Origin of the sequence: Bradyrhizobium sp. BRP20 (assembly GCF_020194215.1) — a bacterium.
In the GTDB taxonomy this organism is placed as follows: domain Bacteria; phylum Pseudomonadota; class Alphaproteobacteria; order Rhizobiales; family Xanthobacteraceae; genus Bradyrhizobium; species Bradyrhizobium yuanmingense.
Genome location: NZ_JADYVY010000020.1, coordinates 64,319 through 90,702, shown reverse-complemented (window position 1 = coordinate 90,702; position 26,384 = coordinate 64,319). Strand labels below are relative to the sequence as shown.

The following is a 26,384-nucleotide window of genomic DNA, read 5'->3' as shown; positions in this document are numbered from 1 at the left end:
ACCGTATTCGCGGAAGCAGCCCCTCACCCCAACCCTCTCCCCGTAAGAACGGGGAGAGGGGGCTCATCGAGCGAGTCGCCGCGCAGTTTCTCTCACCGCGCGCGCCAGTCGCGCGGCCGGCAGCCGAAGCGCTGCTTGAAGCGGCGGGTGAAGTGGGAGAGGTCCGAAAAACCCCAATCGAACGCGATGGCGCCGATCGCGCGCTCCGCCATCGCGGGAGTCCTGAGATCCCTGGCCGCGCCGTCGAGACGATGGTCGATGACGTAGTCGGTGAAGCTGGAGCCCGATCGCGCCAGCAGCTTGTGCACGTAGCGCTCGCTGATGCCGACGGCGGCGGCGACGTCTGCGACCGCAAGTCCCGGCTGGCGGAGCCGCCGGTGGATGGCACGTTTCACCGCCAGCGTGGTTGCATCGGCGAGACTCTCGGCTTCAGCTGCGTGCAGGCGGCTGCTTCGCGACAGGCTCACGGCAACCAATTCGATCAGCGCCCGGAACAGCCGCACACCTTCGTCCTCGCCCATCTGCAGCGCGCCCTCGCTGAGCGTGCGCGCGGTCTCGACAATGAGGTGGCCGACGACGGGATCGTCCGAGAGGCGTGCCGCAACGACGTCGAACGAAGCCGGCAGCCGTTCACGCAAGGCTTCTGCCGGCACCCAGAACGAGGCGACGCGCAGCTGCGGACCACGATCGTGCAGGAGCGCGAACTGGCGGTCGCTGTCGAAGATGCCGACCTGTCCGGGCGACAGGCTGATCTCGCGACCGTCCTGCTGGATGCGGCAGCGGCCGGCCAGCTTCAGGTTGAGGTAGAAGCAGCTGCGATCCGACGCCGCAATATCGGCCGCGGAACGGCGCACCAAATGCTCAGGGAAGCTGACGCGGTTGATCGCGGCATTACCGAGACGGACGTGCTCGACGCTGGCGGGAAAGCCGCTTGCCGCCGCCGGCTCCGGCGTCAGATTCATGAAAGCCTGGCAGATTGCCTCGCGATAATAGGCGAATTGCTCGTGAGGCCGTACACCCACCGTATTCCAGGCCGAGTGGCGCGACGGGACGGGGCGCTCGATCTGCTGCATCGGTTCACTCCGAGACCAATACGGTTCACTTCCAGCCAAGCGGCAAATCGGCCGCCGGTCCACACTTGCCGTACGGCGACGCTGCGCCGATCTAACCACACCCTCGGGAGGAGCCACAACATGTCGACCTACGTTCTCGTCCATGGCGCCTGGCACACAGGTGCCGAGCTCGAGCCGGTCGCGGCGCCGATCCGCGCCGCCGGCCATCAGGTCCATACCCCCACCATCAAGGGCAACCGTCCGGGCGATGCCAAGACGACCGGGCTGAAGGACGCGATCCAGTCGATTGCCGACTACCTTGCCCAGAACAGCCTGAAGGACGTCATCCTGCTCGGCCATTCCTATGGCGGCATGGTCATCACGGGGGTCGCCGACCTCGCGCCGGAGCGCATCCGCCGTCTGGTCTACTGGAATGCCTTTGTGCCCAACGACGGCGAATGCCTCAACGACATGGTGCCGCCGCACTATCTCGGGCTGTTCGACGCCATCGCGGCCGAGCGCGGCGACGGCTCGGTGGTGCTGCCCTTCCCGATCTGGCGCGAGGCCTTCATCAACGATGCCGATCTGGAGACGGCGCAGCGCGCTTATGACGTGCTCAATCCGCATCCGCTGGCGACCTTCAGCGACAAGATCGCGCTCAAGAGCAATCCGGCCGAGATGCCGCTGGCCAAATCCTACATCAACTGCACCGAGGATACCGCGATGCCGCACAGCCATGGCTGGCATCCGCGCCTGTCGGAGAAGCTCGGCCTGTTCCGCCTGGTGCAGGTGCCGGGAAGCCACGAACTGTGCTTCTCGGACCCGGCGCGGCTCGCCAAGGCGATCATGGAGGCGGGACGCGACTGATCAGTGCGTCATGCGAGCACGTGGTCACGATCCGCGCGCGCCGCTCAATTCGGATGCCACCAGCGGCCGCCGATGACGACGCCTTCGGACACGATCTTGCGATCGCCGATCAGGTGCTCGCCGACGACGTCTTCATAGTCGAACTGGCCCTGCCGCACCGAGATCAACGTGGCGTCGCCGACGCTGCCCGGCTTGAGGCTGCCGAGCTCAGGACGCCGCAGCGCCATCGCCGCATTCACCGTCGATGCCGCGATCACATCCGGCAGCTCCATGCCCATGCACAGGAACTTCGACATGGTCGTCACCTGGTCATAGGCCGGTCCGTCGATGCAGAGCTGATGGATGTCCGAGGAAATCGTGTCCGGATGGAAACCATTGGCCAGCATGGCGCGCGCGGTCTTGAACGCGAACGAACCCTTGCCGTGGCCGATATCGAACAGCACGCCGCGCTCGCGCGCTTCCAGCACCGCCTTCTTCACAGTGCCTTGCGCCGTCGCCGGCGTGTTCGGGAAGGGGCGGAACGCGTGGGTCAGCACGTCGCCGGGACGCAGCCGCGCCAACACGTCCTCATAGCTCGGCGGCGGATGGTCGATATGCGCCATCAGCGGCATGCCGACCTCGTTCGCGACCTCGAGCGCGATGTCGAGCGGCACCGCGCCCGACGTGCCCGAGGAATGCAGGCCCACGCGCACCTTGATGCCGACGATGAGATCGCGGTTGGCATCGGCCACTTCGGCCGCCTCGATCGGATTCATCAGGCGCAGCTCCTCGCTCTCGCCGACCATAATCCGGTGCGAGAAGCCGAAGATGCCGGCATGCGAGACGTGCAAATAGGCGAGGATGCGGACCTGGCTCGGCTCGATCACATGCTTGCGGAAGCCGGCGAAATTGCCGGGGCCAGCGCTGCCGGTATCCACCGCCGTGGTGACGCCGGAGAGGCGGCAGAACTCCTCGGCATCAATGCCGAGCGAGGTGCCGCCCCAGTAGACATGGGTGTGGAGATCGATGAGTCCCGGCGTCACGATGAACCGGGAGACGTCACGCACCTCCGTGCCCGGATCCGCCTTGAGCCCTGTGCCAACAGCGGCAACCTTGCCGTTCGAAAATGCGACATCCGTCACGGCATCGAGCTTCTGCGAGGGGTCAATGACCCTTCCGCCGCGAAGGATCAAGTCAAAAGGCATCATGGTCTCCGGGTATGGCAACGGACAGGCATGGACCGGGCTGGAAGGTGCCCCTTCCGGCCCGGCCCCTTCTGTTAGCAATTTTTGCACCAGCCGAGCAAATTAGCGGGCATCCTGTCCGCTCGGCTTGCGGGCCGCCAGATGCATGACGGCTTACTCCGTGAACGTATTCGCGACTCTACGGGAGCGAAGGACATAGGTTATCCAAATCGCGGCACTGATCGCACCGACGACCATTCGTGCGACTTGAAGAGGTTCGATAGTGAAAAAATCACCGAACGGACGGTTCAAGCCGATGGAAAAGATCGATGCAACCCAAACCAGATCGATCAACGGGATCAGTACCGCACAGATCATCTGCACAATGAAGAACGCTGGAAATCTACGGGAATGCATGAACAGGAGCACCGCCGTCCAGATTGCGAGACCGATCAGCGCGACGTTCATCGCAATCTCGCCCCAAAATACGATTGAGAATTGCACCCAGGTCTCGCTGGAGATCGACTGCACATATTGCGCGGTATTGACGACTAGGCGCACGATGCCGATCGCGCCGCTGCCCGCCCTCAGCGTAGTACCATGAGTCCGCCATGCAAGGCCCCCTGCACCCGCCGTATTTTAGCCGGCTGTCGGCACACGTCACGATGGAATAACGCTTGGGGGGAATACCGGCGTTGCGTGCCCTAGGCGCGGCGCAAACGCGCGGAAAAGTGGCGATCCCGGGAAGACTCGAACTTCCGACCTACGGTTTAGGAAACCGCCGCTCTATCCGGCTGAGCTACGGGACCGCGGAACCCGTGGGTGCGGGCTCGGCCCCCTCATAGCAGAGCAAAATGCGGTTCGCCAGCCGTCAGGCGGGCGAGATCGATCGTCAGCCTGAACGGGGCGGCTATACTTCCAGGCCCCGCCCAACGGAGCAGCTCACATGATCGAAAGCATCAGCGCCATCACGCTCGGCACGCATGACATGGGGCGCGCCGTGCACTTCTACCGGTCGCTGGGGTTCGAGCTCTTGTATGGTGGCGAAGCCGCCGCATTCACGAGCTTTCGCGTCGGCCCCGGTTATCTCAACCTGACGGCACAGCCGGACGACAAGCGCTGGTCCTGGTGGGGCCGCGTCATCTTCCATGTCGCCGATGTCGACGCAACCTATGAGCAGGCGCGCGCCGCCGGATGGCAGCCGTCAACCACGCCGCGCGACGCCGAATGGGGCGAGCGCTACTTCCATCTCACCGACCCCGATGGCCATGAGCTCAGTTTCGCACGTCCCCTTCGCCGGGCATGACGGGGCCTCACGCCTTGATATTGTTGTCCTTCACGACCTTGCCCCAGGTGGCGACCTGCTTGTCGAAGAAGGTCTTGAAGGCGGCGCCGTCCTGGAGCAGCAGCGTCATGTGTTGCGTCTCCTTCAGCTGGGCGGCGGTCGCGGGCTCGCTCAGGATCTCCTTGGACGCCGCCGCGAAGGCCGCGACGACGTCCGGCGGCGTGCCCGTGGGCGCGAAGATGCCCCACCAGGCCAGCGTCTCGAAGTCCGGGAAGCCGGCCTCGATCGCGGTCTGAGTATCAGGCAGGGCCGGCAGCCGCTCGCGGCCGAGCTGCAGGATCGGACGCAGCATATTCGTGCCGAGCTGGGCGGCGACCAGCGCCGCCGATCCCGCGATGAGATCGACGTGGCCGCCGAGCACGTCGTTCATGGCCGGCCCGCCGCCGCGATAAGGCACGTGCATGATCTCGACACCGGCCTTGCTGCCGAGCACGGTCGTGGCGAGATGGCCGAGCGTGCCGATGCCGACCGAGGCGTATTTCACCGCGCCGGGGCTTGCCTTGCAGGCGGCGACCACGTCGGCAAAGCTCTTGTAGGGGCGGCCGGCGCCGGCCGCGATCACGTAAGGCGCGGTGCCGATCAGCAGCACCGGCATCAGCTCGCGCTCGACATCGACCGGCGGCTTGTCGAGAATCGACGGGATCACCGCGTGGGAATCGAAGGTGACCAGGAAGGTCGAGCCGTCGGCCGGACTCTTGGCGACCTGCGCAGCGCCGAGCGCACCGGCCGCGCCCGACTTGTTCTCGACCACCACGATGCGACCAAGCTTGGTCTGCAGGTTCGTCTGCAGCAGCCGCGCCATGGCGTCGGTCGATCCGCCCGGCGGGAACGGCACCACCAGCGTGATTTTGCCGGCCTGCGCCATCGCCGGCGTCAATGCGAGAATAGCCGGCGCGGCCAGCAGCGCCCGTCGTGTGATCGTCATGGTCCCCTCCCTTTATGTGTAGCGCTTTGCTTTTTTGCTTTTGAGCGCTAGGTCGTGCCGAAGCCTGATCCTGCTTTTCTGTATTCTGGCCGAGGCGGACTGAAGATGTCCAGCACGCGGGCGCCGTCCGGCCCGGCGCGCATGGTGTGCGGCACGTTCCCGGGCGTGCGCCAGAAATCGCCCTTCTTCACCGGGATTTCCTCCTCGCCCTGGACGCGGATGGCGGAGCCGTCGAGCAGCACGCCCCACTGCTCCTCGGGGTGATGATGCAGCGTGCCTTGCGCATGCGGTGCCAGCGTCACCACCGATAGCATCGCCTGCTCGCCGGAGAAGATGCGCGTGGTCACGCCGGCGGCAAGCTCGCGGAAGAGTCCGTCGCTGGCATCATCGAGATTGTGGAATTCGTCCTTCTGGCTCACGCCATCCTCCCTTCACGCTCCTCTGATCAGGACTTGCCGTAGGCGCCCTGGTAACGGCCCTCGCGGATCGCCTTCAGCGTCTCCTCCTCGCGCGCGACCTGGACACGCACCGCTTCCAACAGGGCGGCCGCGCCGGCAGCGGGAAACGACACCACGCCGTCCTCGTCGCCGACGACGATGTCGCCGGGCGCAATCACGCTGCCGCCGATCGTCACCGGCACGTTGATCTCGCCGGGGCCGTTCTTGTAGGGACCGCGATGGATCACTGCGCGGGCGTAGCAGGGGAAGTCGTCGGCCGCGAATGCTGCGACGTCGCGGATCGCGCCGTCGATTACGTAGCCTTCGGCTTTGCGCCATTGCGCGATGTTCTTCATGATCTCACCGATCAGCGCGCGCGTCTCGTCGCCGCCGCCGTCGACCACGATGACGTCGCCGGGCCCGACCAGATCCAGCGCGCGGTGGATCGCGAGATTGTCGCCGGGACGGGTGCGCACGGTGAAGGCCGTGCCCACCAGCTTGCCGCCGCGGTGATAGGGCCTCAGCCCCACTGCGCCGGGCAGCCGGGCGAGATTGTCCGAGATCACCGAGGTCGGCGCGTCCCTGAAACCTTCGATGATATTTGCCGGCGGCTTCGGCACGCTGCTCGCTACGATGGTGATCGTCATGTCAGTCCTTCCTTGCTTGTCTCATTCGGCATGCGCCCGCGCCTTCGAAGGCAAGATCCGGAACGCGCGCCCCTCCTTCATCCACGTCGCACGCTCATCGCGCAACAGGGTGCGCCGAACTTTTCCGGAATCGTCGCGCGGCGGGGCGCTGACGAATTCGAAGCTTTCGGGATGCTTATAGCGGCTGAGCCGGTCCTTGAGAAAATCCGCCATGCCGTCGGCAATGGCCTGCCCGTCCGCATCGGGCTCCGGCTCGATGATGGCATGCACACGCTGGCCCAATTCCGGATCGGGCAGGCCCACCACGACGCAGGAGCGCACACCGGGAGCCTCGGACACCGCGGCCTCGACCTCGGCCGGATAGATGTTGGCGCCGCCGCGCAGCACCATGTCGGCGAGGCGGTCGCCGAGATAGAGATAACCTTCGGCGTCCAGCCGGCCGATATCGCCGAGCGATTCCCAGCCGTCGGCGCGGCGCTTCGGCTCGGCGCCGAGATAATGGTAGGTGGCGTCCTTGCCGTCATTGTTGAGGAAATAGATCTCGCCGGTCTCGCCGGGCGCAACGTCCTTGCCGTCCTCGCCGACGATGCGAAGCTTCGCCATGTCGCCGATCTTGCCAACCGAGCCCTTGTGCGTCAGCCATTCAGTGCCGGAGATGATGCAGGCGCCCTGCCGCTCGGTGCCACCATAGAGCTCCCAAATCCGCTCGGGTCCGAGCCAGCCGATCCAGTTCTCCTTTAGCCACGGCGGCATCGGCGCAGCCATGTGGAAGACCGTCTGCAGGCTCGACAGATCGTAAGAGTTGCGCACGCTCGCAGGCAGCGCCCAGATCCGGTGCATCATGGTCGGCACGAAATTGACCCATTGCACGCGCTCGCGTTCGATCTGCCGCAGCGTCTCCTCGGCGTCGAACTTGGTCAGCCCCGTGAGCTTGCCGCCGACGAACAGCGCATAATGCGACACGATGAACGGCGCGTTGTGGTAGAGCGGACCGGGATTGAGCAGCGATACGCCGAATGGAATATTGAGCGGCGGCGCAGCCGCAGTATCGGTCACGGCCGGCTGGTGATCGAGGATCACTTTGGGTCGGCCGGTCGAGCCGCCTGAGGTCATCGCCTTCCAGTATCGCGCCACCGGCGGCGCCAGCGGCCCATCCGAGAATCCTTCCGGCACGAAGTCGGCGGCCAACCGGTTGGGCGCATTCCAGTCGGCCTCGCCGCCGACCACCAGCGCAGGCTTGAGAATGTCGAGCACGGCGGCGGCTTCGCCGCGCGGCAGCCGCCACGACAGCGAGGTCGGCGTCGCGCCGCATTTCCACACCGCAAAGGAGGTCTCGAAGAACGCGTTGCCGTTCGGCAATCCGATCGCGACGAAATCCCCGGGCTTGACGCCCTTGGCCATGAATGCCCGCGCGCGGCGGTTGGCGCCGCGCTCGAGCTCGTCCCAGGTCAGCGTGTCCTGCCCGTGACGGATCGCAATCGTGCCGTGTGGTTTGCGTTCCGCGTACCAGCGCGGCACATCTGAGAGCGGCAGCAACATCAGGCGTTTCCATTTCGTCTTCTTGGCGTCGCCGCAGGAGTGAGGCGCTCGCGGCACGAGTGTACCAGCCTGCCGTCAGGGCGCTGTGACTCTCGCGCCACGTCAAGCACAAAATGTCAGCATCGCAGCCCTGAATTTCCTGGGTTCCATGGGTGACAAGCCGGCAAGAAAGGGGCAAAAATCCGGCTCGACTCAGTTCGGGTTGAGTTGCGCAAGGAATGCTCTCGTAGAATGTCGTCGGTCGTTACATCGCGTCGTGCGGCGCTGCTCGCCGTAGGTACAGCAGGTTTGTTCCTGCTGACGCACGGGCATGCCGAGGCGCAATGGTGGAAGCGCGCTCCGGTTGATTTCGAGGAATGCGCCGACGCCGCCGAGAAGGCCGCAACCAAAGCGGAGAAGACGGCCGCCCTTGCCGATTGCAACGCCAAGTTCGCCGGCCGCCGCAAGCCGGGCGGCGGCTATTCCTATTACGATTTCCTCCAGGATCGCACCTTCGATATCGCCGGTCCCAATCCGACGCCGGAGGAGCAGAAGAAGATCGACGAAGCCTATACGGCCTATCTCGCCAACCAGCGCCGCAGCAACGAAGCGGCCCAGGCTATCGCCCGGCAGCAGCGCGAACAGCAGGAGCAGCAGTTGCAGCAGCTGCAGCAGGTCGCGCTGCGGACCGAAGTCGCGCGCGTGCCGGTGCCGGTCGAGCGGCCGAAGGTGCAGCAAGCCGCGGGCGCGAAGCCGAAGGCTGCACCTTGCGCCAAGGGCTCGTTCTCCTGCGAATGGCCGCGGCTGTCGGAGAGCTTGAACGACCTGAAGAAGCTGTTCAACCCGACCCCGAGCAAGCCCGCGAAGAAGGGGTGAGTTGCATCCATAACCGTCATTGCGAGGAGCCCTTGCGACGAAGCAATCCAGGGTCTTTCCGCGGCGGGATTCTGGATTGCTTCGCGGAGCCTGTCATCGGGCGGCGCTTTGCGCCGACCCGGTGGCTCGCAATGACGAGTTGGATGGAGATCAGCTCCCACCCTCAGTTCGTGCGCTTCTTCTTGCCCTGCTTCGGTTTCGCCAACGGCGCAGTCGCCGGCTCCGTCACCATCGGCGAAGCACCCAACTGCGACCGGCTCTCCTGCAATCGCCTGTCATATCCAGGTGAGTTCATCACCGTCGGCGGCCTCGCATAGGCGAGCGTCGATGTGCCGCAGAAGGCGGTCAGCGCGAGCCCGATCACAAGACCACGTTTCATCGCGCTCCTCCTTTCGGGCGCTACCCCCGAATCTGCTGCGGCGTCATACGGAGCGGACCGTTGCCGGCCGCCTCGGCTTCCTTGATCAGCGCAACAATGCGGCGCATCAGCGGCACGGCGACATGGTTCCGCTCGGCGAGCGCGATCACCGCGCCCTGCAGATAGTCGATCTCGGTCTTGCGGCCCTGCTTCAGATCCTGCCACATCGAGGAGCGCGCCTCGGGATCGATCTTCATGGTCCGGCCCAGGATTGCACCGAAGATCGCATCCGGCAGCCGCAGCAGGGTTGGAGACCAGCTCATCGGGATCGGCGTCGACGACACCGGCACGATGTGGGCGGCCTTCAGCACGGCCAGCCCTTCGGCCATCTGGTCGGCGAACAGCCTGCGCCAGTCGCGGCTGGCCAGTTGCGCGGCAAGCGGCATGTCCGACAGCGCGCTGAGCGCGTTGTTCAGGTTGATGATCAGCTTGCCCCATTGCACGCCCGTGATGTCGCTGCTCGCGCGCATCGTGAGGCCGGCGACCGAGAGCTTCCCGGCCGTGTTCTCCGCATCCTCGCCAACATGAATGTCGCCGGAGGTCGAGCGGTGGAAGCGGCCCTCGCCCATCGCGATCACGTTGAACGGCACCATGCCGGCCAGCACGCGGCGGCCGCCCAGCCGCTCGCGCAGCGCAGCGACATTGCCGACGCCGTTCTGAAGCGAGACGATGACGGCATCCTCAGGCGCATGCTGCGCGATCTGCTCGGCGACAGCAGCGGTATCGGCGCTTTTCACCGTCACCAGCACGATGCCGGCGCTGTGGAAGATCGAGGGATCCTCCGACAGCGCCAGTTGACCCGCGCCGAGCTTGTTCTCGGAGCCGTCGAAATCAGTCAGAAGCAAGCCGAACCGCTCGATCTCGGTCTTTACCCGCGGCCGCACCAGGAGCGCGACGCGGCGGCCGCTGGCGGCCAGCATGCCGCCGACGAAACAGCCGATGGCGCCGGCGCCGGCCACAACGATCGGTCGATCCGCAATCACCGAGCTCACTCCCTGAATGACCGGCCTTCGATAGCAGAGCCGAGCCCGACAACCAATCGCGGCGCATCCGACTTGTAACGGTCATGAGTGCCCCATATCTTCTCGCCCCGGGGGCAGTCAGCGGCGAGCGCTCGCCGAACGAGACGCCAAAGGAGAGCACCATGGGTCTACTCGACGTCCTCAACGGCATGCAGAACGGCCCGCGCGGCCAGAGCACACCGAGCTCCGAGAAATCCTCCGGCGGCATGTCGCCGATGACCATGGCGCTGCTCGGCCTGCTCGCCTGGAAGGCATTCAAGCATTTCACCGGCAACCAGTCCGGCTCAGCGCCCCAACCGTTGCCGACACCCGCGCCTCCGCCGGTGAACGTAGGTCGGGGCGGCGGTCTGAACGACATGCTCAAGGGCGGCCTCGGCGGCCTGCTCGCCGGCGGTGCGGCCGGCAGCATTCTGAGCGGCGGGCTTGGCGATCTCCTCAACCAGCTCCAGCAGAGCGGACACGGTGATGCCGCCAATTCCTGGGTCGGCAAGGGCGAGAACAAGCCAATCGCGCCGGGCGATCTCGCCAGCGCGCTCGGCGCCGACCAGATCGAGAGCCTGTCCGCCCAGAGCGGCCTGTCACGCGAAGAGCTGCTCTCCGGCCTCAGCCAGTATCTGCCCCAGGTGGTCGACCATTTGACGCCGGACGGACGGCTGCCGACCGAGAATGAACTCTCGGATCGGGTCTGATCGGTTCAAAGAGAGGGGAGCACAGTCATGAGCATGGGCGGCCTGTTTTGGATCATCCTGGTCGGCTTCATTGCCGGCCTCATCGCGCGCTGGCTGTCGCCGGGGCCGAACAATCCGAGCGGCTTCATCCTCACCACCATCCTCGGCATTGCCGGTGCGTTTCTGGCCACCTGGATCGGCCAAGCCATCGGCCATTACAGCCCCGACCAGGGCGCCGGCTTCATCACCGCGACCATCGGCGCGGTGGTGGTGCTGTTCATCTGGAATCGGCTGGTAGCGAGCGGCGTGATCAAGGGATAGCGCTTAGAAGCGGTAACGACGAGAGCACGCCACCTCCTCATCGTCATGCCCGGGCTTGACCCGGGCATCCACGTCCTTCGACCCGAGCGGCCTCACGTGGATGGCCGGGTCAAGCCCGGCCATGACGCGGAGAGGGCGTATCGGGTCTCACGTAATCAAATGCATTCCCGCATCCATGCGCACGACCTCGCCGGTCATGTTGCTGGAGGCCGGCAGCGCCAGGAAGCAGACGAGCTGGGCGATGTCCTCCGCGGATGATGCGACCTTCAGCGGCACTTTCGCCACGACGCTGTCGCGCACCTGCTTGGCCTGCGCCTCGCCGCGACCCTTGGTGAACCAGGGCGTATCGATGTAACCGGGGCACACCGTGTTGACGCGGATCAGCGGCGCCAGCGCGCGCGACAGCGACAGCGTCATGGTGTTGAGCGCACCCTTGCTCGCGGCGTACGCAATCGACGAGCCGACGCCGCTGATGCCGGCGACCGAGGAGACGTTCACGACCGCAGATGGCCGCCCAGATGTTTTGGCAGCGGCTTCGAGCAGGCTGCGCGCCGCGCGCACCATCTGGAACGGGCCGATGGTGTTGACGCCATAGACCCGCTGGAAGTCTTCCGCTGACAATCCATCGAGATCGGCGTGAGCCACATGCTTCGTGGTGCCGGCATTGTTGACGAGGATATCGAGCCGACCCCAGCCGCTCGCCGCCGCGACGATCTTGCGGCAATCCTCATCCTTCGAGACGTCGCCCTGTGCGACCAGCACCTCCGCAGCACCGGCCTTGCGGCAGGTCTCGGCCGTCGCCTCGGCTTCCTTCTGGCTCGACGAATAGTTGATGACGAGCCGCGCCCCGCTGCGGGCGAGAATTTCCGCGGTCGCTGCGCCCAGGCCGGATGCAGACCCAGTCACGATTGCGCACAAGCCGTCTTTTGCCATCCGGATTTCCTTCCCCTGTATCTGGTGTGGCGTCCTGTTTAGCGAGTTTGCCGCGCCCTGCAAATCGAGCAAACTCCGCTAAGCGGAATTAGCATTTCCTGCAGCCTGGCCCCATGCCGGCGCCGCAGATGGACCTGCGATCAACGCTTGTCAGGGCCATGGCTTTTTCCGATCATCGGGCGCAAGAAGAGACTGCGCGCTGGCCCGATCAGACCGGACGCGCCAATGGCAAGATACGGGGAACGCTGTGGCGGAGAGTGACAATATCATCGTCGAGACCGCGGAGAAAATCTTCGCCGATCTCGCCGATCCGCAAACCATCAACAACGACAAGACGAATTCGTGGCAGGCGCCGCTGTGGCAGGCGCTGAGCGAAGCCGGCCTGCCGCTGGCCTGGGTGCCGGATGATCTCGGCGGCTCGGGCGCGAGCCTCGCCGACGGCTTTGCGCTGCTGAACGCCGCCGGCCGTTTCGCAGTCGCGGTTCCGCTAGCCGAGACCATGCTGGCGGGCTGGCTGCTGGCGCAGGCGAGGATCGCTTCCCCCGAAGGCGAGATGACGGTGCTGCCTGCTACGCCAAAGGACCGCATCAGCCTCGATGCCGACGGTGCGCTCTCCGGCCGTGTGCGCGGCGTGCCTTTTGCCAAAGCGGCGAAGCACTTTGCGGTGCTGGCGCACGGCAAGAACGGTGTTTCCATCGCCCTGGTCGATGCGACCAAGGTGCGCATCGAGGCGGGCCTCAACGTCGGCTATGACCACAGCGACACGGTGACGCTCGACAAGGTCCAGCCCGTCACGCTCAAGCCTGCGCCGAAAGGCGTCGACCAGGCCCATCTGATGCTGATGGGCGGCGTCGCGCGCAGCCTGCAGATCGCAGGCGCCCTCGAATCCATGCTCGACATTTCCGTGCGCTATTCCAACGAGCGCGTCGCCTTCGAGAAGAAGATCTCGAAGTTCCAGGCCGTGCAGCACAATCTCGCCCGCCTCGCCGGTGAATCCGCCGCGGCGCTGGCGGCGGCGACCTCCGCCGCCGACGCCATCGCGAATGCAACATCGTTCAACGACGAGATCTATCTCGAAGCCGCCTCGGCAAAGATCCGCTGCGCGGAAGCCGCTGAGAAAGGCGGCGGCATCGCCCATCAGGTTCATGGCGCGATCGGCTTCACAATGGAGCACATCCTGCACCGCTATTCGCTGCGCGCGCTCGCCTGGCGCGACGATTTCGGCTCGGAAAGCTACTGGGCCGTCGAACTCGGCAAGCTCGTCGCAAACCGCGGTGCCGACGAATTGTGGCCGCTCGTGGCATCGCGCTGATCAGGGAACGAGACACAATGACCGCTGCCCTCCGTTTCGATCCGATCCGCCTGCCGGAAAAGTGCGAGCAATTGCGCAAGGAAGTACGCGCCTTCCTCGCCGAGGAGATCGCCGCCGGCACTTTCGATCCGCACAAGCCCAACCGCGAAGACACCGACGCGCCGGAATTTTCCCGCCGGGTCGGTGCCAAGGGCTGGCTCGGCATGACCTGGCCGAAGAAGTATGGCGGCCAGGAACGCTCCTTCCTCGAGCGCTACGTGGTGACCGAGGAGATGCGCGTCGCCAACGCGCCGACGCGGCGCTTTTTCGTCGCCGACCGCCAGAGCGGGCCGGTGCTTTTGAAGTACGCGCCCGAGCACATAAAGATGGAGATCCTGCCGCGGATCTGCCGCGGCGAGATCTGCTTTGCGATCGGCATGAGCGAGCCGAACTCGGGCTCCGATTTGTTCGCGGCGAAGACGCGCGCGACCAAGATCGAGGGCGGCTATCTCATCAACGGCACCAAGATCTGGACCTCGTCGGCGCATATCGCCGACTACATGATCGCGATCTTCCGGACCTCGCCGCCGACCAAGGAAAACCGCCGCCACGGCCTGACCCAGTTCCTAGTCAAGATGAAGCAGCCGGGCATCAAGGTGAACCCGATCGGCCAGATCACCGGCCAGTACGAGTTCAACGAGGTGGTCTTCACCGATCACTTCATCCCTGACGATCACGTGCTCGGCGAAGTCGACGGCGCCTGGAAACAGGCGACGAGCGAGCTCGCCTATGAACGCTCGGGCCCTGAGCGTTTCCTCGAGACCTATTACGTCCTCACCGAGCTGGTCCGCGCTGTCGGTCCCAATCCCGACACGCGCAGCGCCGAGGGCATCGGCCGCCTGGTCGCGCAGCTCCACACTATGCGGCGGATGTCGGTCTCGGTGGCCGGCATGCTCGAAGCCGGCAAGGAGCCGGTGGTCGAAGCGTCCATCGTCAAGGACATCGGCACGGTCTGGGAGCAGCAGCTGCCGCATCGCGTGCGCGATCTCGCCGCCTTCGTCGAGGAGACCGCGACCAACCGTGAGACCTTGGAGCGGCAGCTCGACTTCGCGATCAAGACCGCGCCGAAACTCACCATCCAGGGCGGCACCACCGAGGTGCTGCGCGGTATCATCGCCCGCGGATTGGGTCTGCGTTAAGTCAATCGAGGATCATCATGAGCACCTATCAAGATATCGGCGTCGAGAAGGTCGGGCATGTCGGCACCATCGAGATTCGCCGTCCGCCGCTCAACTTCTTCGATATCTCGCTGATCAACCAGATCGCGGACGCGCTCGACGAGTTCGACCGCGATATCGAGATCCGTGCCTCCGTGCTCTCCGCGCAGGGCAAGGCGTTCTGCGCCGGCGCCAATTTCGGCGATCCGGCGCGGCAGGCCCAGGAGGCGCGCGAGGCCGAGAAAAAGGGCGATCCGGCCGACAGTCTCGGCCCGATCAACCATCTCTACATCCAGGCCGTGCGCATCTTCCGCGCCAAGAAGCCGATCGTTGCCGCCGTGCAGGGCGCGGCCATCGGTGGCGGACTCGGGCTTGCCGTGTCGGCCGATTTCCGCGTCACCTGTCCCGAAGCGCGCTTCTCCGCAAACTTCACCAAGCTCGGCTTCCACCCCGGCTTCGGCCTGACCGTGACGCTGCCGGAGCTGATCGGCAAGAACAACGCCGAACTGATGTTCTATACCAGCCGCCGCGTCACGGGCGAGGAAGCCTACAAATGGGGCCTCGCCAACGAGCTGGTGCCGCAGGACCAGGTCAAGGTGGCCGCGATGAAGCTCGCCGGCGAGATCGCCGAATGCTCCCCGCTCGGCCTGCTCTCCACCCGCGCCACGATGCGCAATGGCCTCGCCGACCGCGTGATGGCCGCGACCAATCACGAGCTCGCCGAGCAGACGCGGCTGCGCGCGACGGACGATTTCAAGGAAGGCGTGAAGGCCACGGAAGAGCGGCGGGTGGCGAATTTCAAGGGAAGGTAGTTTATTACAAAGCGATCGCTTCTTTCTTCCTTCTCCCCTTGTGGGAGAAGGTGGCGCGAAGCGCCGGATGAGGGGTTGCTTCAGCGCATTCAAACGCAAGTGATTCGCTCGCGGAGAGAGACCCCTCACCCGTCTCGCCGCTCGCGGCGAGCCACCCTCTCCCACAGGGGGAGAGGGTTTGCCCGATCAACTCACGCGGAACGTCACTCCGCCCAGCAGAAACTCGTTGCCCTCAACCGCGAGCCCTTTTGCCTTGGCGGTATGCAGCACCTGCGCCACGTCAGTCACCCGAAACTCCAGCGCACTCATGATCTCGCTGGCGCCCTTGACGAAGCGGAAGGTCGCGTTGGGTAGCTTCAGTTCGGCGCCTTCAGGCGCAATTCCGATGATCCTGCCCCAATGCTCGGCGAGCCCCGCGGGATCCGGGCTCTGCATCTCCACCGCCGTCAGCGCCTCGGTCACATCCTTGCGGATGAATTTCTGCCAGTCCGGTCCCGCCGGAGGATACGGCCCGAGGATGTCGTCGCTGCCTTCGGTGTGATTGAACTCGATGAAGGCGGCGCGGCAGTCGCGGGGGTGGAGCTGGACGCCGTGATACGGCGCGTGGTCGATGACATTGGCGGTGCGCACGCCGAGCGCATTGGCGTTGCGGCCGCGCTCGTCCGGGTCGTCGCAGCAGAAGATCGCCATGTAACCGCCGCGGCCGCCGGTCTTCTCGATGAAGCGACCGGCCGTGGTGCCGTCCTTGAACGGCGCGACCACCTCCAGCAGGATCGTGTCGACCGGGAGCAGCGCGTTCTCCAGACCGTATTTGGCGACATTGCCGTCGCGGTAGCAGACGGCGAGGCCCATGATCCGACCGATATCCGTGATGACGGGCTCGAGCTGCGGGGCGACCAGGCAGATCTGACGCAGCCGGATATAGGGCGTCATCGTCATGCGCCCTTAAAGGTCGGCTTGCGCTTCTCGACGAAGGCCTTGGCCGCCTCCTTGTGGTCCTCGGTGTCGCCGCAACGGGTGTGATGGATGGCTTCACCGTCGAAACAATCTTCCAGCGCCAGGTGCTCGGCGTTGTTGATGTTGCGCTTGATGAAGCCGAGCGCGATCGACGGCCCTTGCGCCAGCGACAGCGCGAGCTCATGCGCGGCCGCGTCGATCTCGGCGTCGGGCACGACCTTCGTCACCATGCCGATCGCATGTGCCTCCTTCGCGGTGAGCACCGGCGACATCAGATAGAGCTCGCGCGCCCGCGCACTGCCGAGCAGCTGGGTCAGGAAATAGGTGCCGCCGTAATCACCGGAGAACCCGACCTTGGCGAAGGCGGTGGTGATCTTGCAGGATTCGGAGGCGATGCGCAGGTCGCAGGACAGCGCCATGGACAGGCCGGCGCCCGCCGCCGCGCCATCGAGCTGGGCCACCACGGGCTTTGGCATCTGATGCAGGATGCGCGAGACCTCCATGCCGCGGCGCAAGTTTGCGAGCTTCTGCTCGAACGGCAGCGGCGCGCGACCAGCTGCCATCGATTTGACGTCGCCGCCGACGCAGAAGGAGCCGCCGGCGCCCTTGAACAGCACCGCCCGCACCTCGGGATCATCAGCCGCGCGCCGCGCCGCCTCGACCAGCCCGGCGACCATCTCGGGATTGAGCGCGTTCTTCCGCTCCGGCCGATTCATCGTGATGGTGAGCAGCCCGCCTTCGAGCTTTTGCAGGACCATGTCGTTCATGGATGTTGGCCTCATTCTGTGGTGCCACTCTCTCACTTTATCATTCCGGGGCGCGACGAAGTCGCGAACCCGGAATCCATCTCTCAACCGTCAATGCCGCCCAATGGATCCCGGGCTCTCGCTTTCGCGAGCCCCGGGATGACGACCTATTGTTTGGCGCGCCCCGGGATGACGGCGTGCCCTTACGTCACGCCGTCACTTCTTCACCAGCGGGCAGCGCGACAGCTCCAATGACTGGAACGCCTCGTTGCCGGGGACGGTGGCGAGCAGCTTGTAATCGTCCCAGCGGCCCTTGGACTCCGACGGCTTCTTCACCTCGAACAGGTACATGTCGTGGATCATGCGGCCGTCCTCGCGGATCTTGCCGTTCTTGGCGAAGAAGTCGTTGATCGGCGTCTCCTTCATCAGCTTGATCACCGCCGCGGCGTCGGTCGTGCCGGCTGCCTTCACGGCTTTCAGGTAATGCGTGATGGAGGAATAGACTCCGGCCTGGGCCGAGGTCGGCACCCGCTTGGTGCGCTCCATGAAGCGCTTCGAGAATGCACGCGTGTCGTCGTTGAGATCCCAGTAGAACGCTTCCGCGAGCAGCAGCCCCTGCGCGGTCTCGAGCCCGATCGAGTCGATATCGGTGACGAACGCGAGCAGCGGCGAGACCTTCTGGCCGCCCTTGGTGATGCCGAACTCCGCCGCCTGCTTGATGGCGTTGATGGTGTCGCCGCCGGCATTCGCAAGCCCGATAACCTTGGCCTTGGAAGCCTGGGCCTGGAGCAGGAAGGAGGAGAAATCCGAGGTGTTGAGCGGATGGCGGACGCTGCCGAGCACCTTGCCGCCGGTCTTGGTCACGACGGTGCTGGTGTCCTTTTCCAGATCCTGGCCGAAGGCGTAATCGGCGGTGAGGAAGAACCAGCTGTCGAGGCCCGACTTCACGGTTGCGAGGCCGGTCACGTTGGCCTGACCGTAAGTATCGAACACGTAGTGGATGGTGTAGGGGCCGCAGGCTTCGTTGGAGAGACGGATCGAGCCCGGCCCGTTGAACATGATGATCTTGTTGCGCGCTTTTGCGATCTCGCCGGCGGCGAGTGCGGTCGCGGAGGCCGCGACGTCGTAGATCATCTCGACGCCCTGGTTGTCGAGCATGTCGCGGGCAATATTGGCGGAGAGGTCGGCCTTGTTTTGATGATCGGCTGCCAGCACCTGGATCTTGCGCCCCAGCACCTCGCCGCCGAAATCCTCGACCGCCATCTTCGCCGCAGTCTCGCTGCCGGAGCCGGTGATATCTGCATAAAGGCTCGACATGTCGAGGATGCCGCCGATCTTCAGCGGCGGCTTGTCCTGAGCCTGTGCGGCGCTCGCATTGAGGGCAAACGCGGCGGCAAAAATGCCGGACAAAATAGTCTTCATCGAAAACGACCTCCCTTATCGCGCCGTGCTCTGATGGCGGCTTGGTTATTGCTCTTGGGTTATTGCTGTTCGCTGTTGCCGCAATCATGCCGCATGCGCAAGAGCGCAGCAAGCGCAGGTGCGATGCAGATCAATGATCAATGCGCGCTTTCCGCAAAGCGGAATGCCGAGAGGACGGAAGCTGTCCCCGCATTGTCATTGCGAGCCAACGGGTCCGCGCGAAGCGCGGCCCGATGACAGGCACCGCGAAGCAATCCAGAAATGCATCCGCGGAAACAGTCTGGATTGCTTCGTCGCGAAGAGCTCCTCGCAATGACCGGTGTGAGAAAGCCCCTTCGCGTCTCACCACGCATGAGTTAAAGTCCTGCCACAATGCAACCTCTCCGGATCACGTGACGCAACAGCTTCGCTTCATCGTCGCATGTCTTCTCGTCGCAAGTAGCTCGGCATTCGCGGCCCCCTGCCAGTTCGAGTCCCAAGGCGAAGGCCGCGTCGCTGCCATCGTCGATGCGCGCAGCGTGCGGCTCGATGACGGGCGCGAGATCCGCCTCAGCGGCATCGCGCCGACCGCGACCACGAAGCAGGCGCTGACCTCGCTGCTCGCCGGCCGCGACGTGATGCTGCGGAGCGCCGACGACACGCCCGATCGCTATGGCCGCCAGAGCGCGCTGGTCTTCATCGGCGAAAGCGACATCACGGTGCAGGCCATGCTGCTCGCTCGGGGCGATGCCATCGCCTCCGCCGAGATCCTGGACAAGGACTGCGCGGCCGCCCTGATGGCGTCCGAAGCTGCGGCGCGGCGCCAAAAAATGGGCAGCTGGGCTGACCCGTCGGCCATAAAAAACGCGGAAAGTCCGGACGATATTTTGGCGGAGATCGGGCGCTTTACGGTGGTCGAAGGCAAAGTCCTGTCGGTCCGGCAAGCTGGGGCAACGACCTACCTCAACTTCGGACGAAACTGGACACGCGGCTTTGCCGTGACTATTTCAAAGCGCACGCTAGCGGCGTTCGAAAGCGCTGGTATGGCCCTTAAGTCCCTGGAGAATCGGCGTATTCGCGTTCGGGGCTGGGTTGAGGGGAATACGGGGCCACGCATCGATGTACGCCTCGTGGGGCAGATCGAGTTGCTGGGCGCAAACGAGCCGACAGGGGTAAGGCCTTAAGACAGGCCGGGCACGGGTTAAACGACGTGAATGGGGTGCTAGAACGGCACGGACTGGGCGATTGCCGCCGCCTGCGGGCTGCGCCGGCCGCGCTTTGCCTTGCGCTGGGCGCACTTCTCGCTGGCTGCGGCGATATGGGCCGGTTCCAGACTGCGGCGACCCCGGCAGCCGTCGCGATGCCGAAGCCGAAGCCCGCCGTCGCCCAAACCCCGGCCACCGAGAAGGAGCACGAGCGCATCCTGGCGAGCTATGGCGGGACCTATGACGATCCCAAGCTCGAGGCGCTCGTCAGCAAGACCGTCGACCGGCTGGTCGCGGCCTCCGAGCGGCCCGACCAGGGCTACAAGGTCACCATCCTCAATTCCGGGGCGGTGAACGCCTTCGCGCTGCCCAACGGCCAGCTCTATGTCACGCGCGGCCTGCTCGCGCTCGCCAGCGACACCTCCGAATTGTCCTCCGTGCTCAGCCACGAGATGGCGCACGTGCTGTCCAAGCACGCGGCGATGCGCGAGGACCAGGCCCGCCAGGCCGCGATCGTCACACGCGTCGTCACCGACATGAGCAACGATCCCGACCTCACCGCGCTGGCGCTGGCCAAGACCAAGCTCACCATGGCGAGCTTCTCGCGCAAGCAGGAGTTCGAGGCCGACGGCATCGGCGTCGGCATCTCCGCCAAGGCGCATTTCGACCCGTACGGCGCGGCGCGCTTCCTGTCCGCGATGGAGCGAAATGCCGAGCTGAAGGCCGGCAAGAGCTCGCTCGATCCGCGCGCGCAGGATTTCACCTCGTCGCATCCGGCAACTCCGGAACGCGTCCAGAACGCGCAGAACATTGCCCGCCAATACACCGCGCCTGAAGGCGCCGAGCGCGATCGCGAAAGCTATCTCGCCGCGATCGACAATCTCGTCTATGGCGAAGACCCGAGCGAAGGTTTTGTCCGCGGCCGGCGCTTCCTGCATCCGAAGCTCGGCTTCACCTTCCAGGCGCCGGACAATTTCACGCTCGACAACACCGCGCAGGCCGTGATCGGCGTCCGCGAGGGCGGCGCGCAGGCGATGCGCTTCGACGTCGTGCGCGTGCCGGCCGAACAGTCGCTCGGCGACTACCTCAATTCCGGCTGGATGGAAGGCGTCGAGAAGGCTTCGACCGAGGATCTCACCGTCAACGGTTTTCCAGCGGCGTCCGCCACCGCCAAGGGCGACCAGTGGCAGTTCAAGGTCTATGCGCTGCGCTTCGGCAGCGACGTCTATCGCTTCATCTTCGCGGCACGGCAGAAATCGACCGAGAGCGAGCGGAATGCGCGCGAGACCGTCAACTCGTTCCGGCGGCTGACGCTGGAGGAAATCCAGGCCGCGCGCCCGCTGCGCATCAAGGTCATCACTGTGCAGCCCGGCGATACCGTGGAGTCGCTCTCCCACCGCATGGCCGGCGTCGACCATCCCGCCGAGCGCTTCCGCGTGCTGAACGGCCTCGATCGCACCGCGCAGGTGAAGGTGCGCGACCGCGTCAAGATCGTGGCGGACTAAAGCGCGATGCGATTGGGATCGTCATCGCGCTTTAGGTTATTCTTTTGAGCATGATCTTTTCGGAAAACCGCTACACACTTTTCCGGACCATGCTCCGACGCCGCGCTAAGCGGATGTCATCCCAGAGAGACGCGGCCTCCCCCGCACCATGATCAGCGCCGCCGCCATCACCTCCAGCACGATGCAGAGATAGAAGGGCAGCGTATAGCCGCCGGAGAGATCGCGCAGGAAACCGACCACGCCGGGACCGAACGCGTAGGTCACCTGGTTGATCGCCGTGTTGAGGCTGATCAGCACGCCGAAGGCGGCGGAGTCGAACTCCTGCTGCACGATGAGCGAGGGCAGCGTGATGAGGTTGCCGACCGAAAAGCCAAACACGGCGCAGACCGCGATCAGCACGTAATCGTTGTGCAGGTTGACGACGACGAGAAGCGCGGCGGCCTGGCTGAGGAACGACAGCGCGGACGCGAGGCGCTGATTGATGCGGTCGATCACCAGCGAGAACAGCACGCGGCCGACCACCGCCATCGCGGTGAGCACCGCGACGGCCACGGCGGCGCGCTCGCGTCCGATCACGGGATCGAGGAACGAGATCAGATGCACGATGAAGCCGACCTGGGCGAACAGCACCAGGGCGAAGGCGATCGTCACCGTGAGGAAGCCGGCGTCCCGCAGCGCCCAGGCGCGGATCTCAGTCGATGATTGCGGCTTCGCCTTCGCCGCCGCCTGCCACCCGTGGCGATCGGGCGGGCGGCCGACGAGAAGGAGGATGACCGGCACGAGCAGGATCAGCATGGCGCCGGCGGCGGCGTACATCGCACCGGCGAAGCCGATATGGCCGATCAATGCTACCAGCAGCGGCACGCCGGCGATGCCGCCGAAGCTGGCGCCGTTGAGCGCGAGACTGATCGCCATGCCGCGCTTCTGGTCGAACCACAGGCTGATCGTGTTGGTGATCATGCCGAGACTGGTGCCGGCCCAGCCGAAGGCGAGCACGGCATTGGCGAGATAGAGCTGCCAGGGCTCGCGCACCGCGCCGATCGCGACCGCGGCGGACGCCATCGCCAGCGTCCCGGCGATCAGGCTGAGCCGTGGACCGTATTTCCGCACGGCCTCGCCGACGAAGACGACCAGCAGCGCGCCGAACAAATAGAAGAACGTGGTGCCGGAGGAGATCAGCGAGGCCGGCCAGCCCCGTGCGCGCTGCAGCTCGGCGACATAGACGCTCTGGCCGTAGAAGCCGAGCCCCCAGCCGAAGGTGGCGAGCAGGAAGCAGACCGCGACGATGCGCCAGCCTTCATAGCGGACCGAGGATTCGTGGGCCGCTGGGGTCTGAGGATTGTCGAGCATTTCATCTGCCGTTTGTTTTGCTCCGTCATGCCCGGACTTGTTCCGGGCATCCACGTTCTTCTTCCGACCTCGCAAAGACGTGGATGGCCGGGACAAGCCCGGCCATGACGACATCTAAATAAACTTCCTCAGAAAATCACTTCGACCTGGATCGAAGTGTCAACGCTGCTGACAACCTCCCGCCACTCACACGGCGTCGGGGAATTCGCCCATGGCCGCCTCCAGCCGCGCCTTGCGGCGCTTCGCCCAGGAGACCAGCGAGAGCACCGCAAGGCCCAGCACCACCGGCGGGAACACCACGAGGTTCACCGCGGACCAGCCGTAATTGGCGAGCAGCTGGCCCGATGAGAACGAGCCGATCGCCATCATGCCGAACACCAGGAAATCGTTGAAGGCCTGCACCTTGTTGCGCTCCTGCGGGCGATGCGTCTCCAGCACCAGCGCGGAGGCGCCGATGAAGGAGAAATTCCAGCCTACGCCGAGCACGATCAGCGTCGCCCAGAAATGCATCGCCGTAAGGCCGGAGAGACCGATGATGGCGGCGCCCGCTTCCAGCAGCAGGCCGGCGGCGACGATCTTCGGAGCGCCGAAGCGCGCGATCAGCGTGCCCGTGAAGAAGCTCGGCCCGTACATCGCAACGATGTGCCATTGCAGGCCGAAATTGGAATCGGACACGGACAGGCCGCACAGCTTCATCGCAAGCGGCGCCGAGGTCATGACCAGGTTCATCATGGGATAGGAGATGACGCCGCACAGCGCTGCCGCGATGAAGCGCGGCTGGGACACGATCGTGAGCAGCGGCCGGCCGCCGTGCAGATCGGCCGGCGCGGGCTTCGGCATATCGACGCCGGCGACGATGCCCATCGCGATCAGCGCGACGGCGGCCTGCACCAGGAAGCTGAAGGCGAACAGATAAGGCTGCCAGACATCCATGGTCCATTGCACGAGCTGCGGACCGAGCACGCCGGCGAACACGCCGCCCGCCATCACCCAGGACACGGCCTTCGGCCGGTAGGCCGCACTGGCGCCATCCGCGGCGGCGAAGCGATAGGATTGCGCCACCGCGCCGTAGAGACCGCCGAGGAAGGTAGCAAAGCAGAACAGCGCGAACGAGCCGCGCAGAATTGCGAGCGAGCCGAGCAGGCCGGTGAGCGTGCCGAGACCCGTGCCGATGACGAAGGCGTCGCGGCGGCCGAAGCGGCGCGAGATCGCGCCGGTCGGCAGCGTCCCGGCGGCGAGCCCGACCACATACATCGAGATCGGCACGGTCGCGAACGACATGTCGGGCGCGAGCGTGGCGCCGACGATCGCTCCGGTGGCGAAGATCACGGCCGAGTTGGCGCCGGTCAGCGCCTGCGCGGCGGCGAGGCGCACCACGTTGGCGCGCGCGCGGGCATCGTCGGCGATCTCATGGGCTGCAGTCACGTCCAGCATCGGCATTTCCGCCCAAAGGGCTCTGTTGATTCGCGGCACTATGGAGGGGTGAGAGAGGGCCGGCAACCGGCGCAAACGGGCGCGGGCCATGCCCCTGACGCAATCGCTGGAATGATAACGCTGCGCACCCTTGACGGCTTGCGCTCGATCAAATCCTATCCGCCGCGATCTTCCGGGAGTTACCTTCATGTCCGTCGACGACAGGCCCACGCTTCAAGCGCCCGACGACGATCCCTGGCTGTGGCTGGAGGAGATCGAGGGCCGGCAGGCGCTCGATTTTGTCGAGCGGCAGAACAGCCTGACGCTCGCCGCGTTCGGCGGCAAGGCCTTCGAGCACGATCGCGACATCCTCGCGGCGATCTATGACCGACCTGACAACATTCCCTATGTCAGCCGGCGCGGCAACGACCTGCACAATCTCTGGAAAGACGCCGCCAACCCGCGCGGCCTGTGGCGGCGGACTTCGCTTGCGGAATTTCGCAAAGCCGATCCGGCATGGGAGACCATGCTGGACATCGACCAGCTCGCGAGAAGCGAAGACGAGGACTGGTTGCTTAGCGGTATCGCCACGATGCCGGGAAGCTCGCGGGCGATCTTGAGCCTGTCGCGCGGCGGCAGCGATGCCGTCACCTTGCGGGAATTCGACCTCGCCACGAAAAGTTTCGTGGCGAACGGCTTTGCGCTGCCGGAAGCGAAAGGCGGCGTCGACTGGCTCGATGCCGACACGCTGCTGCTGTCAAGCGCGCATGGCGAGGACATGGCGACGAGCTCGGGCTATGCGCGCACCGTCCGCCTGTGGCGGCGCGGCCAACCGGTCGATCAGGCACAGATGGTCATCGAGACCACCGCCGATCACATGGTGATCTATGGCATGGCCGACGACACCGGAGCGGCGCCCCGGGTCTGGATCGTCGACCAGATCGACTTCTTCAACCACGCCATCTGGCTGCGCGATGCGGCCGGCACGACGACGAAGCTCGATCTGCCGACCGGGATTTGGATGCAGGCGCATGGCGACTGGTTCGCGATGAAGCTACGCAAGGACTGGCAGGTCGATGGCCGGACCTATGCCACCGACACCGTGCTCGGCATCTCGCTCTCGGCCTTCCTCGCCGGCAGCCGCGATTTTGTCGTCCTGTTCGAGCCCGCACCGCGGCGCGCGCTGCAAGGGTTGTTCTGGGCGGAAGGAAAGCTGGTGATGTCGATTCTCGACGAGCTCAAACCTCGCTTCGAGATCTGCACACCGTCTGCCACTAGCTGGAGCCGCGAGACACTTGGCGGCCTGCCGCAGATCGGCGTCGTCGATGTCTGGCCGCTCGACCGCCATGCATCGGAGAGCAATGGCGATCTGCTCGCCAATGTGCAGGACCCGCTGACGCCGCCGGCGCTGCTGCTGATCGAGCGCGGCGTCGCAAGCCCGATCGTGCTGAAGCAGGCGCCGAAGACGTTCACCGCCGATGGCCTCGTGGTGACGCAGCACGAGGCGATCTCCGTTGACGGCGAGCGTATCCCCTATGTGCAGACGGGCCCTGCCGGCGAGACCGGCGATGCGCCGGTCTATCTGAGCGCCTATGGCGGCTTTGGTCACTCGGTGAAGCCGTACTACAATTCCTCGCTCGGCAAGTTGTGGCTGGAGCGCGGCGGCACGATTGTGCAGGCGAATCTGCGCGGCGGCGGCGAGTTCGGCACGCGCTGGCACGATGCCGGACGGCTTGCCGGCAAGAAGCTTTCACACGACGATTTCGCCGCGGTCGCGGCCGATCTCGTCCGCCGCGGTGTGACGAGCGCAAAACGCATCGCCGCGCAGGGCGGATCGAACGGCGGCATCCTCATCACCAACATGCTGGTGCGCTATCCCGAGCGTTTCGGCGCATTGTTCTGTACCATCCCGCTGATCGACATGCGCCGCTACACCAAGCTGCTCGCCGGCGCGAGCTGGATCGCGGAATATGGCGATCCCGACAAGCCGGAGGAATGGGAATGGCTGCAGACATACTCGGCCTATCACAATGTGAAAGCCGGCCGGTCCTATCCGCCGATCCTGATTGCAACGACGCGGCGCGACGACCGCGTCCATCCCGGCCATGCCCGCAAGATGGCGGCAAAGCTGCAGGCCATGGGCTATGAGGCCTGGTTCTACGAGCCGCCCGCAGGCGGCCACGGCTACGGCAAGGACAACAAGGAGCGCGCCGGTTTCGAGGTGCTGGGCTATCGGTTCTTGAAGGAGAAGATCGGGTGGCGGGATGAAGGCTAGAGTTGGGTGCGCTGACGTCT

26 protein-coding genes and 1 tRNA gene are annotated in these 26,384 nt (G+C 65.3%); 11 read left to right on the top strand and 16 right to left on the bottom strand.

Annotation, left to right across the window (positions count from 1 at the left end):
• Window positions 1–92: 92 nt before the first annotated feature.
• Window positions 93–1,073, bottom strand: a complete 981-nt coding sequence (locus I6F33_RS32320; protein ID WP_225127101.1) for a helix-turn-helix domain-containing protein — start codon at window positions 1,071–1,073, stop codon at window positions 93–95.
• 120 nt (window positions 1,074–1,193) lie between these two features.
• On the opposite strand from I6F33_RS32320, the gene I6F33_RS32315 reads away from it, so the two are divergent.
• Window positions 1,194–1,919 carry an alpha/beta hydrolase gene (locus I6F33_RS32315; protein ID WP_225145220.1) on the top strand — a complete coding sequence of 242 codons (726 nt, stop codon included), beginning with the start codon at window positions 1,194–1,196 and terminating at the stop codon, window positions 1,917–1,919.
• 44 nt (window positions 1,920–1,963) lie between these two features.
• On the opposite strand, the gene I6F33_RS32310 is transcribed toward I6F33_RS32315, so the two are convergent.
• From I6F33_RS32310 to I6F33_RS32300, 3 genes are all read right to left on the bottom strand, one after another.
• Window positions 1,964–3,103 carry an amidohydrolase/deacetylase family metallohydrolase gene (locus tag I6F33_RS32310; protein ID WP_225127105.1) on the bottom strand — a complete coding sequence of 380 codons (1,140 nt, stop codon included), beginning with the start codon at window positions 3,101–3,103 and terminating at the stop codon, window positions 1,964–1,966.
• Window positions 3,104–3,256: 153 nt separating this feature from the next.
• Complete coding sequence (locus I6F33_RS32305; RefSeq protein ID WP_225145219.1) at window positions 3,257–3,643, bottom strand: DUF2569 family protein; 387 nt, start codon at window positions 3,641–3,643, stop codon at window positions 3,257–3,259.
• 171 nt (window positions 3,644–3,814) lie between these two features.
• Window positions 3,815–3,891, bottom strand: a tRNA-Arg gene (locus I6F33_RS32300).
• A gap of 137 nt (window positions 3,892–4,028) precedes the next feature.
• Between I6F33_RS32300 and I6F33_RS32295 the strand changes: the two genes are divergently transcribed.
• The gene (locus I6F33_RS32295; RefSeq protein WP_036014526.1) at window positions 4,029–4,388 is read left to right on the top strand and encodes a VOC family protein; all 360 of its coding nucleotides are present in this window, start codon (window positions 4,029–4,031) and stop codon (window positions 4,386–4,388) included.
• 7 nt (window positions 4,389–4,395) lie between these two features.
• Here I6F33_RS32295 and I6F33_RS32290 read toward each other — a convergent pair whose 3' ends face one another.
• From I6F33_RS32290 to I6F33_RS32275, 4 genes are read right to left on the bottom strand one after another with little or no spacing between them, the layout of a single operon-like run.
• Window positions 4,396–5,352, bottom strand: coding sequence for a tripartite tricarboxylate transporter substrate-binding protein (locus I6F33_RS32290; RefSeq protein WP_225145218.1), 957 nt, complete (start codon window positions 5,350–5,352; stop codon window positions 4,396–4,398).
• 47 nt (window positions 5,353–5,399) lie between these two features.
• Window positions 5,400–5,771: a dimethylsulfonioproprionate lyase family protein gene (locus I6F33_RS32285; protein ID WP_225145217.1), complete on the bottom strand. Its 372-nt coding sequence runs from the start codon at window positions 5,769–5,771 to the stop codon at window positions 5,400–5,402.
• Between the two features lie 26 nt (window positions 5,772–5,797).
• On the bottom strand, window positions 5,798–6,436 hold the full coding sequence (locus I6F33_RS32280) for an RraA family protein (protein ID WP_036026331.1): 639 nt from the start codon (window positions 6,434–6,436) through the stop codon (window positions 5,798–5,800).
• 21 nt (window positions 6,437–6,457) lie between these two features.
• On the bottom strand, window positions 6,458–7,975 hold the full coding sequence (locus I6F33_RS32275; protein WP_109141715.1) for an AMP-binding protein: 1,518 nt from the start codon (window positions 7,973–7,975) through the stop codon (window positions 6,458–6,460).
• A gap of 231 nt (window positions 7,976–8,206) precedes the next feature.
• On the opposite strand from I6F33_RS32275, the gene I6F33_RS32270 reads away from it, so the two are divergent.
• The gene (locus tag I6F33_RS32270; RefSeq protein ID WP_057027447.1) at window positions 8,207–8,830 is read left to right on the top strand and encodes a hypothetical protein; all 624 of its coding nucleotides are present in this window, start codon (window positions 8,207–8,209) and stop codon (window positions 8,828–8,830) included.
• A 163-nt stretch (window positions 8,831–8,993) separates the two neighbouring features.
• Here I6F33_RS32270 and I6F33_RS32265 read toward each other — a convergent pair whose 3' ends face one another.
• Complete coding sequence (locus I6F33_RS32265; RefSeq protein WP_074448068.1) at window positions 8,994–9,209, bottom strand: hypothetical protein; 216 nt, start codon at window positions 9,207–9,209, stop codon at window positions 8,994–8,996.
• A 20-nt stretch (window positions 9,210–9,229) separates the two neighbouring features.
• Window positions 9,230–10,231 (bottom strand): 2-dehydropantoate 2-reductase, encoded by a 1,002-nt coding sequence (locus I6F33_RS32260; protein ID WP_225145216.1) that lies wholly within the window; start codon window positions 10,229–10,231, stop codon window positions 9,230–9,232.
• A gap of 161 nt (window positions 10,232–10,392) precedes the next feature.
• Here I6F33_RS32260 and I6F33_RS32255 point away from each other — a divergent pair, with 161 nt between their 5' ends.
• Complete coding sequence (locus tag I6F33_RS32255; protein ID WP_036014559.1) at window positions 10,393–10,959, top strand: YidB family protein; 567 nt, start codon at window positions 10,393–10,395, stop codon at window positions 10,957–10,959.
• 33 nt (window positions 10,960–10,992) lie between these two features.
• Window positions 10,993–11,259 (top strand): GlsB/YeaQ/YmgE family stress response membrane protein, encoded by a 267-nt coding sequence (locus tag I6F33_RS32250; RefSeq protein WP_036014563.1) that lies wholly within the window; start codon window positions 10,993–10,995, stop codon window positions 11,257–11,259.
• A 147-nt stretch (window positions 11,260–11,406) separates the two neighbouring features.
• On the opposite strand, the gene I6F33_RS32245 is transcribed toward I6F33_RS32250, so the two are convergent.
• Window positions 11,407–12,192 (bottom strand): SDR family NAD(P)-dependent oxidoreductase, encoded by a 786-nt coding sequence (locus I6F33_RS32245; protein WP_225145215.1) that lies wholly within the window; start codon window positions 12,190–12,192, stop codon window positions 11,407–11,409.
• A gap of 247 nt (window positions 12,193–12,439) precedes the next feature.
• Here I6F33_RS32245 and I6F33_RS32240 point away from each other — a divergent pair, with 247 nt between their 5' ends.
• The 3 genes from I6F33_RS32240 to I6F33_RS32230 are packed head-to-tail and all read left to right on the top strand — an operon-like array spanning window position 12,440 to window position 15,512.
• Window positions 12,440–13,504, top strand: coding sequence for an acyl-CoA dehydrogenase family protein (locus tag I6F33_RS32240; RefSeq protein ID WP_225145214.1), 1,065 nt, complete (start codon window positions 12,440–12,442; stop codon window positions 13,502–13,504).
• A 17-nt stretch (window positions 13,505–13,521) separates the two neighbouring features.
• Window positions 13,522–14,682, top strand: a complete 1,161-nt coding sequence (locus tag I6F33_RS32235; protein WP_225145213.1) for an acyl-CoA dehydrogenase family protein — start codon at window positions 13,522–13,524, stop codon at window positions 14,680–14,682.
• A gap of 17 nt (window positions 14,683–14,699) precedes the next feature.
• A complete protein-coding gene (locus tag I6F33_RS32230; RefSeq protein ID WP_109141718.1) occupies window positions 14,700–15,512 on the top strand; it encodes an enoyl-CoA hydratase/isomerase family protein in 813 nt (270 codons plus the stop codon).
• 186 nt (window positions 15,513–15,698) lie between these two features.
• Here the strand turns inward: I6F33_RS32230 and I6F33_RS32225 are convergent, their stop codons facing one another.
• The 3 genes from I6F33_RS32225 to I6F33_RS32215 all read right to left on the bottom strand — a co-directional run bounded on the left by I6F33_RS32225 (window position 15,699) and on the right by I6F33_RS32215 (window position 18,637).
• Entirely contained in the window at window positions 15,699–16,445 is a 747-nt protein-coding gene (locus tag I6F33_RS32225) for a hypothetical protein (RefSeq protein WP_225145212.1), read from the bottom strand.
• Between the two features lie 2 nt (window positions 16,446–16,447).
• A complete protein-coding gene (locus I6F33_RS32220; protein ID WP_225145211.1) occupies window positions 16,448–17,236 on the bottom strand; it encodes an enoyl-CoA hydratase in 789 nt (262 codons plus the stop codon).
• Between the two features lie 195 nt (window positions 17,237–17,431).
• On the bottom strand, window positions 17,432–18,637 hold the full coding sequence (locus I6F33_RS32215; RefSeq protein ID WP_225145210.1) for an ABC transporter substrate-binding protein: 1,206 nt from the start codon (window positions 18,635–18,637) through the stop codon (window positions 17,432–17,434).
• 392 nt (window positions 18,638–19,029) lie between these two features.
• On the opposite strand from I6F33_RS32215, the gene I6F33_RS32210 reads away from it, so the two are divergent.
• Together I6F33_RS32210 and I6F33_RS32205 are read left to right on the top strand one after the other, a co-directional pair.
• Entirely contained in the window at window positions 19,030–19,800 is a 771-nt protein-coding gene (locus I6F33_RS32210) for a thermonuclease family protein (protein WP_225145209.1), read from the top strand.
• Between the two features lie 134 nt (window positions 19,801–19,934).
• Window positions 19,935–21,326, top strand: a complete 1,392-nt coding sequence (locus tag I6F33_RS32205) for a M48 family metalloprotease (RefSeq protein ID WP_074448070.1) — start codon at window positions 19,935–19,937, stop codon at window positions 21,324–21,326.
• 105 nt (window positions 21,327–21,431) lie between these two features.
• On the opposite strand, the gene I6F33_RS32200 is transcribed toward I6F33_RS32205, so the two are convergent.
• Both I6F33_RS32200 and I6F33_RS32195 read right to left on the bottom strand, forming a co-directional pair.
• Window positions 21,432–22,676, bottom strand: coding sequence for an MFS transporter (locus I6F33_RS32200; protein ID WP_225145208.1), 1,245 nt, complete (start codon window positions 22,674–22,676; stop codon window positions 21,432–21,434).
• A gap of 186 nt (window positions 22,677–22,862) precedes the next feature.
• Window positions 22,863–24,110: an MFS transporter gene (locus I6F33_RS32195; protein WP_225145207.1), complete on the bottom strand. Its 1,248-nt coding sequence runs from the start codon at window positions 24,108–24,110 to the stop codon at window positions 22,863–22,865.
• Between the two features lie 187 nt (window positions 24,111–24,297).
• On the opposite strand from I6F33_RS32195, the gene I6F33_RS32190 reads away from it, so the two are divergent.
• Entirely contained in the window at window positions 24,298–26,364 is a 2,067-nt protein-coding gene (locus I6F33_RS32190; protein ID WP_036014588.1) for a prolyl oligopeptidase family protein, read from the top strand.
• The last annotated feature ends 20 nt before the right edge of the window (window positions 26,365–26,384 follow it).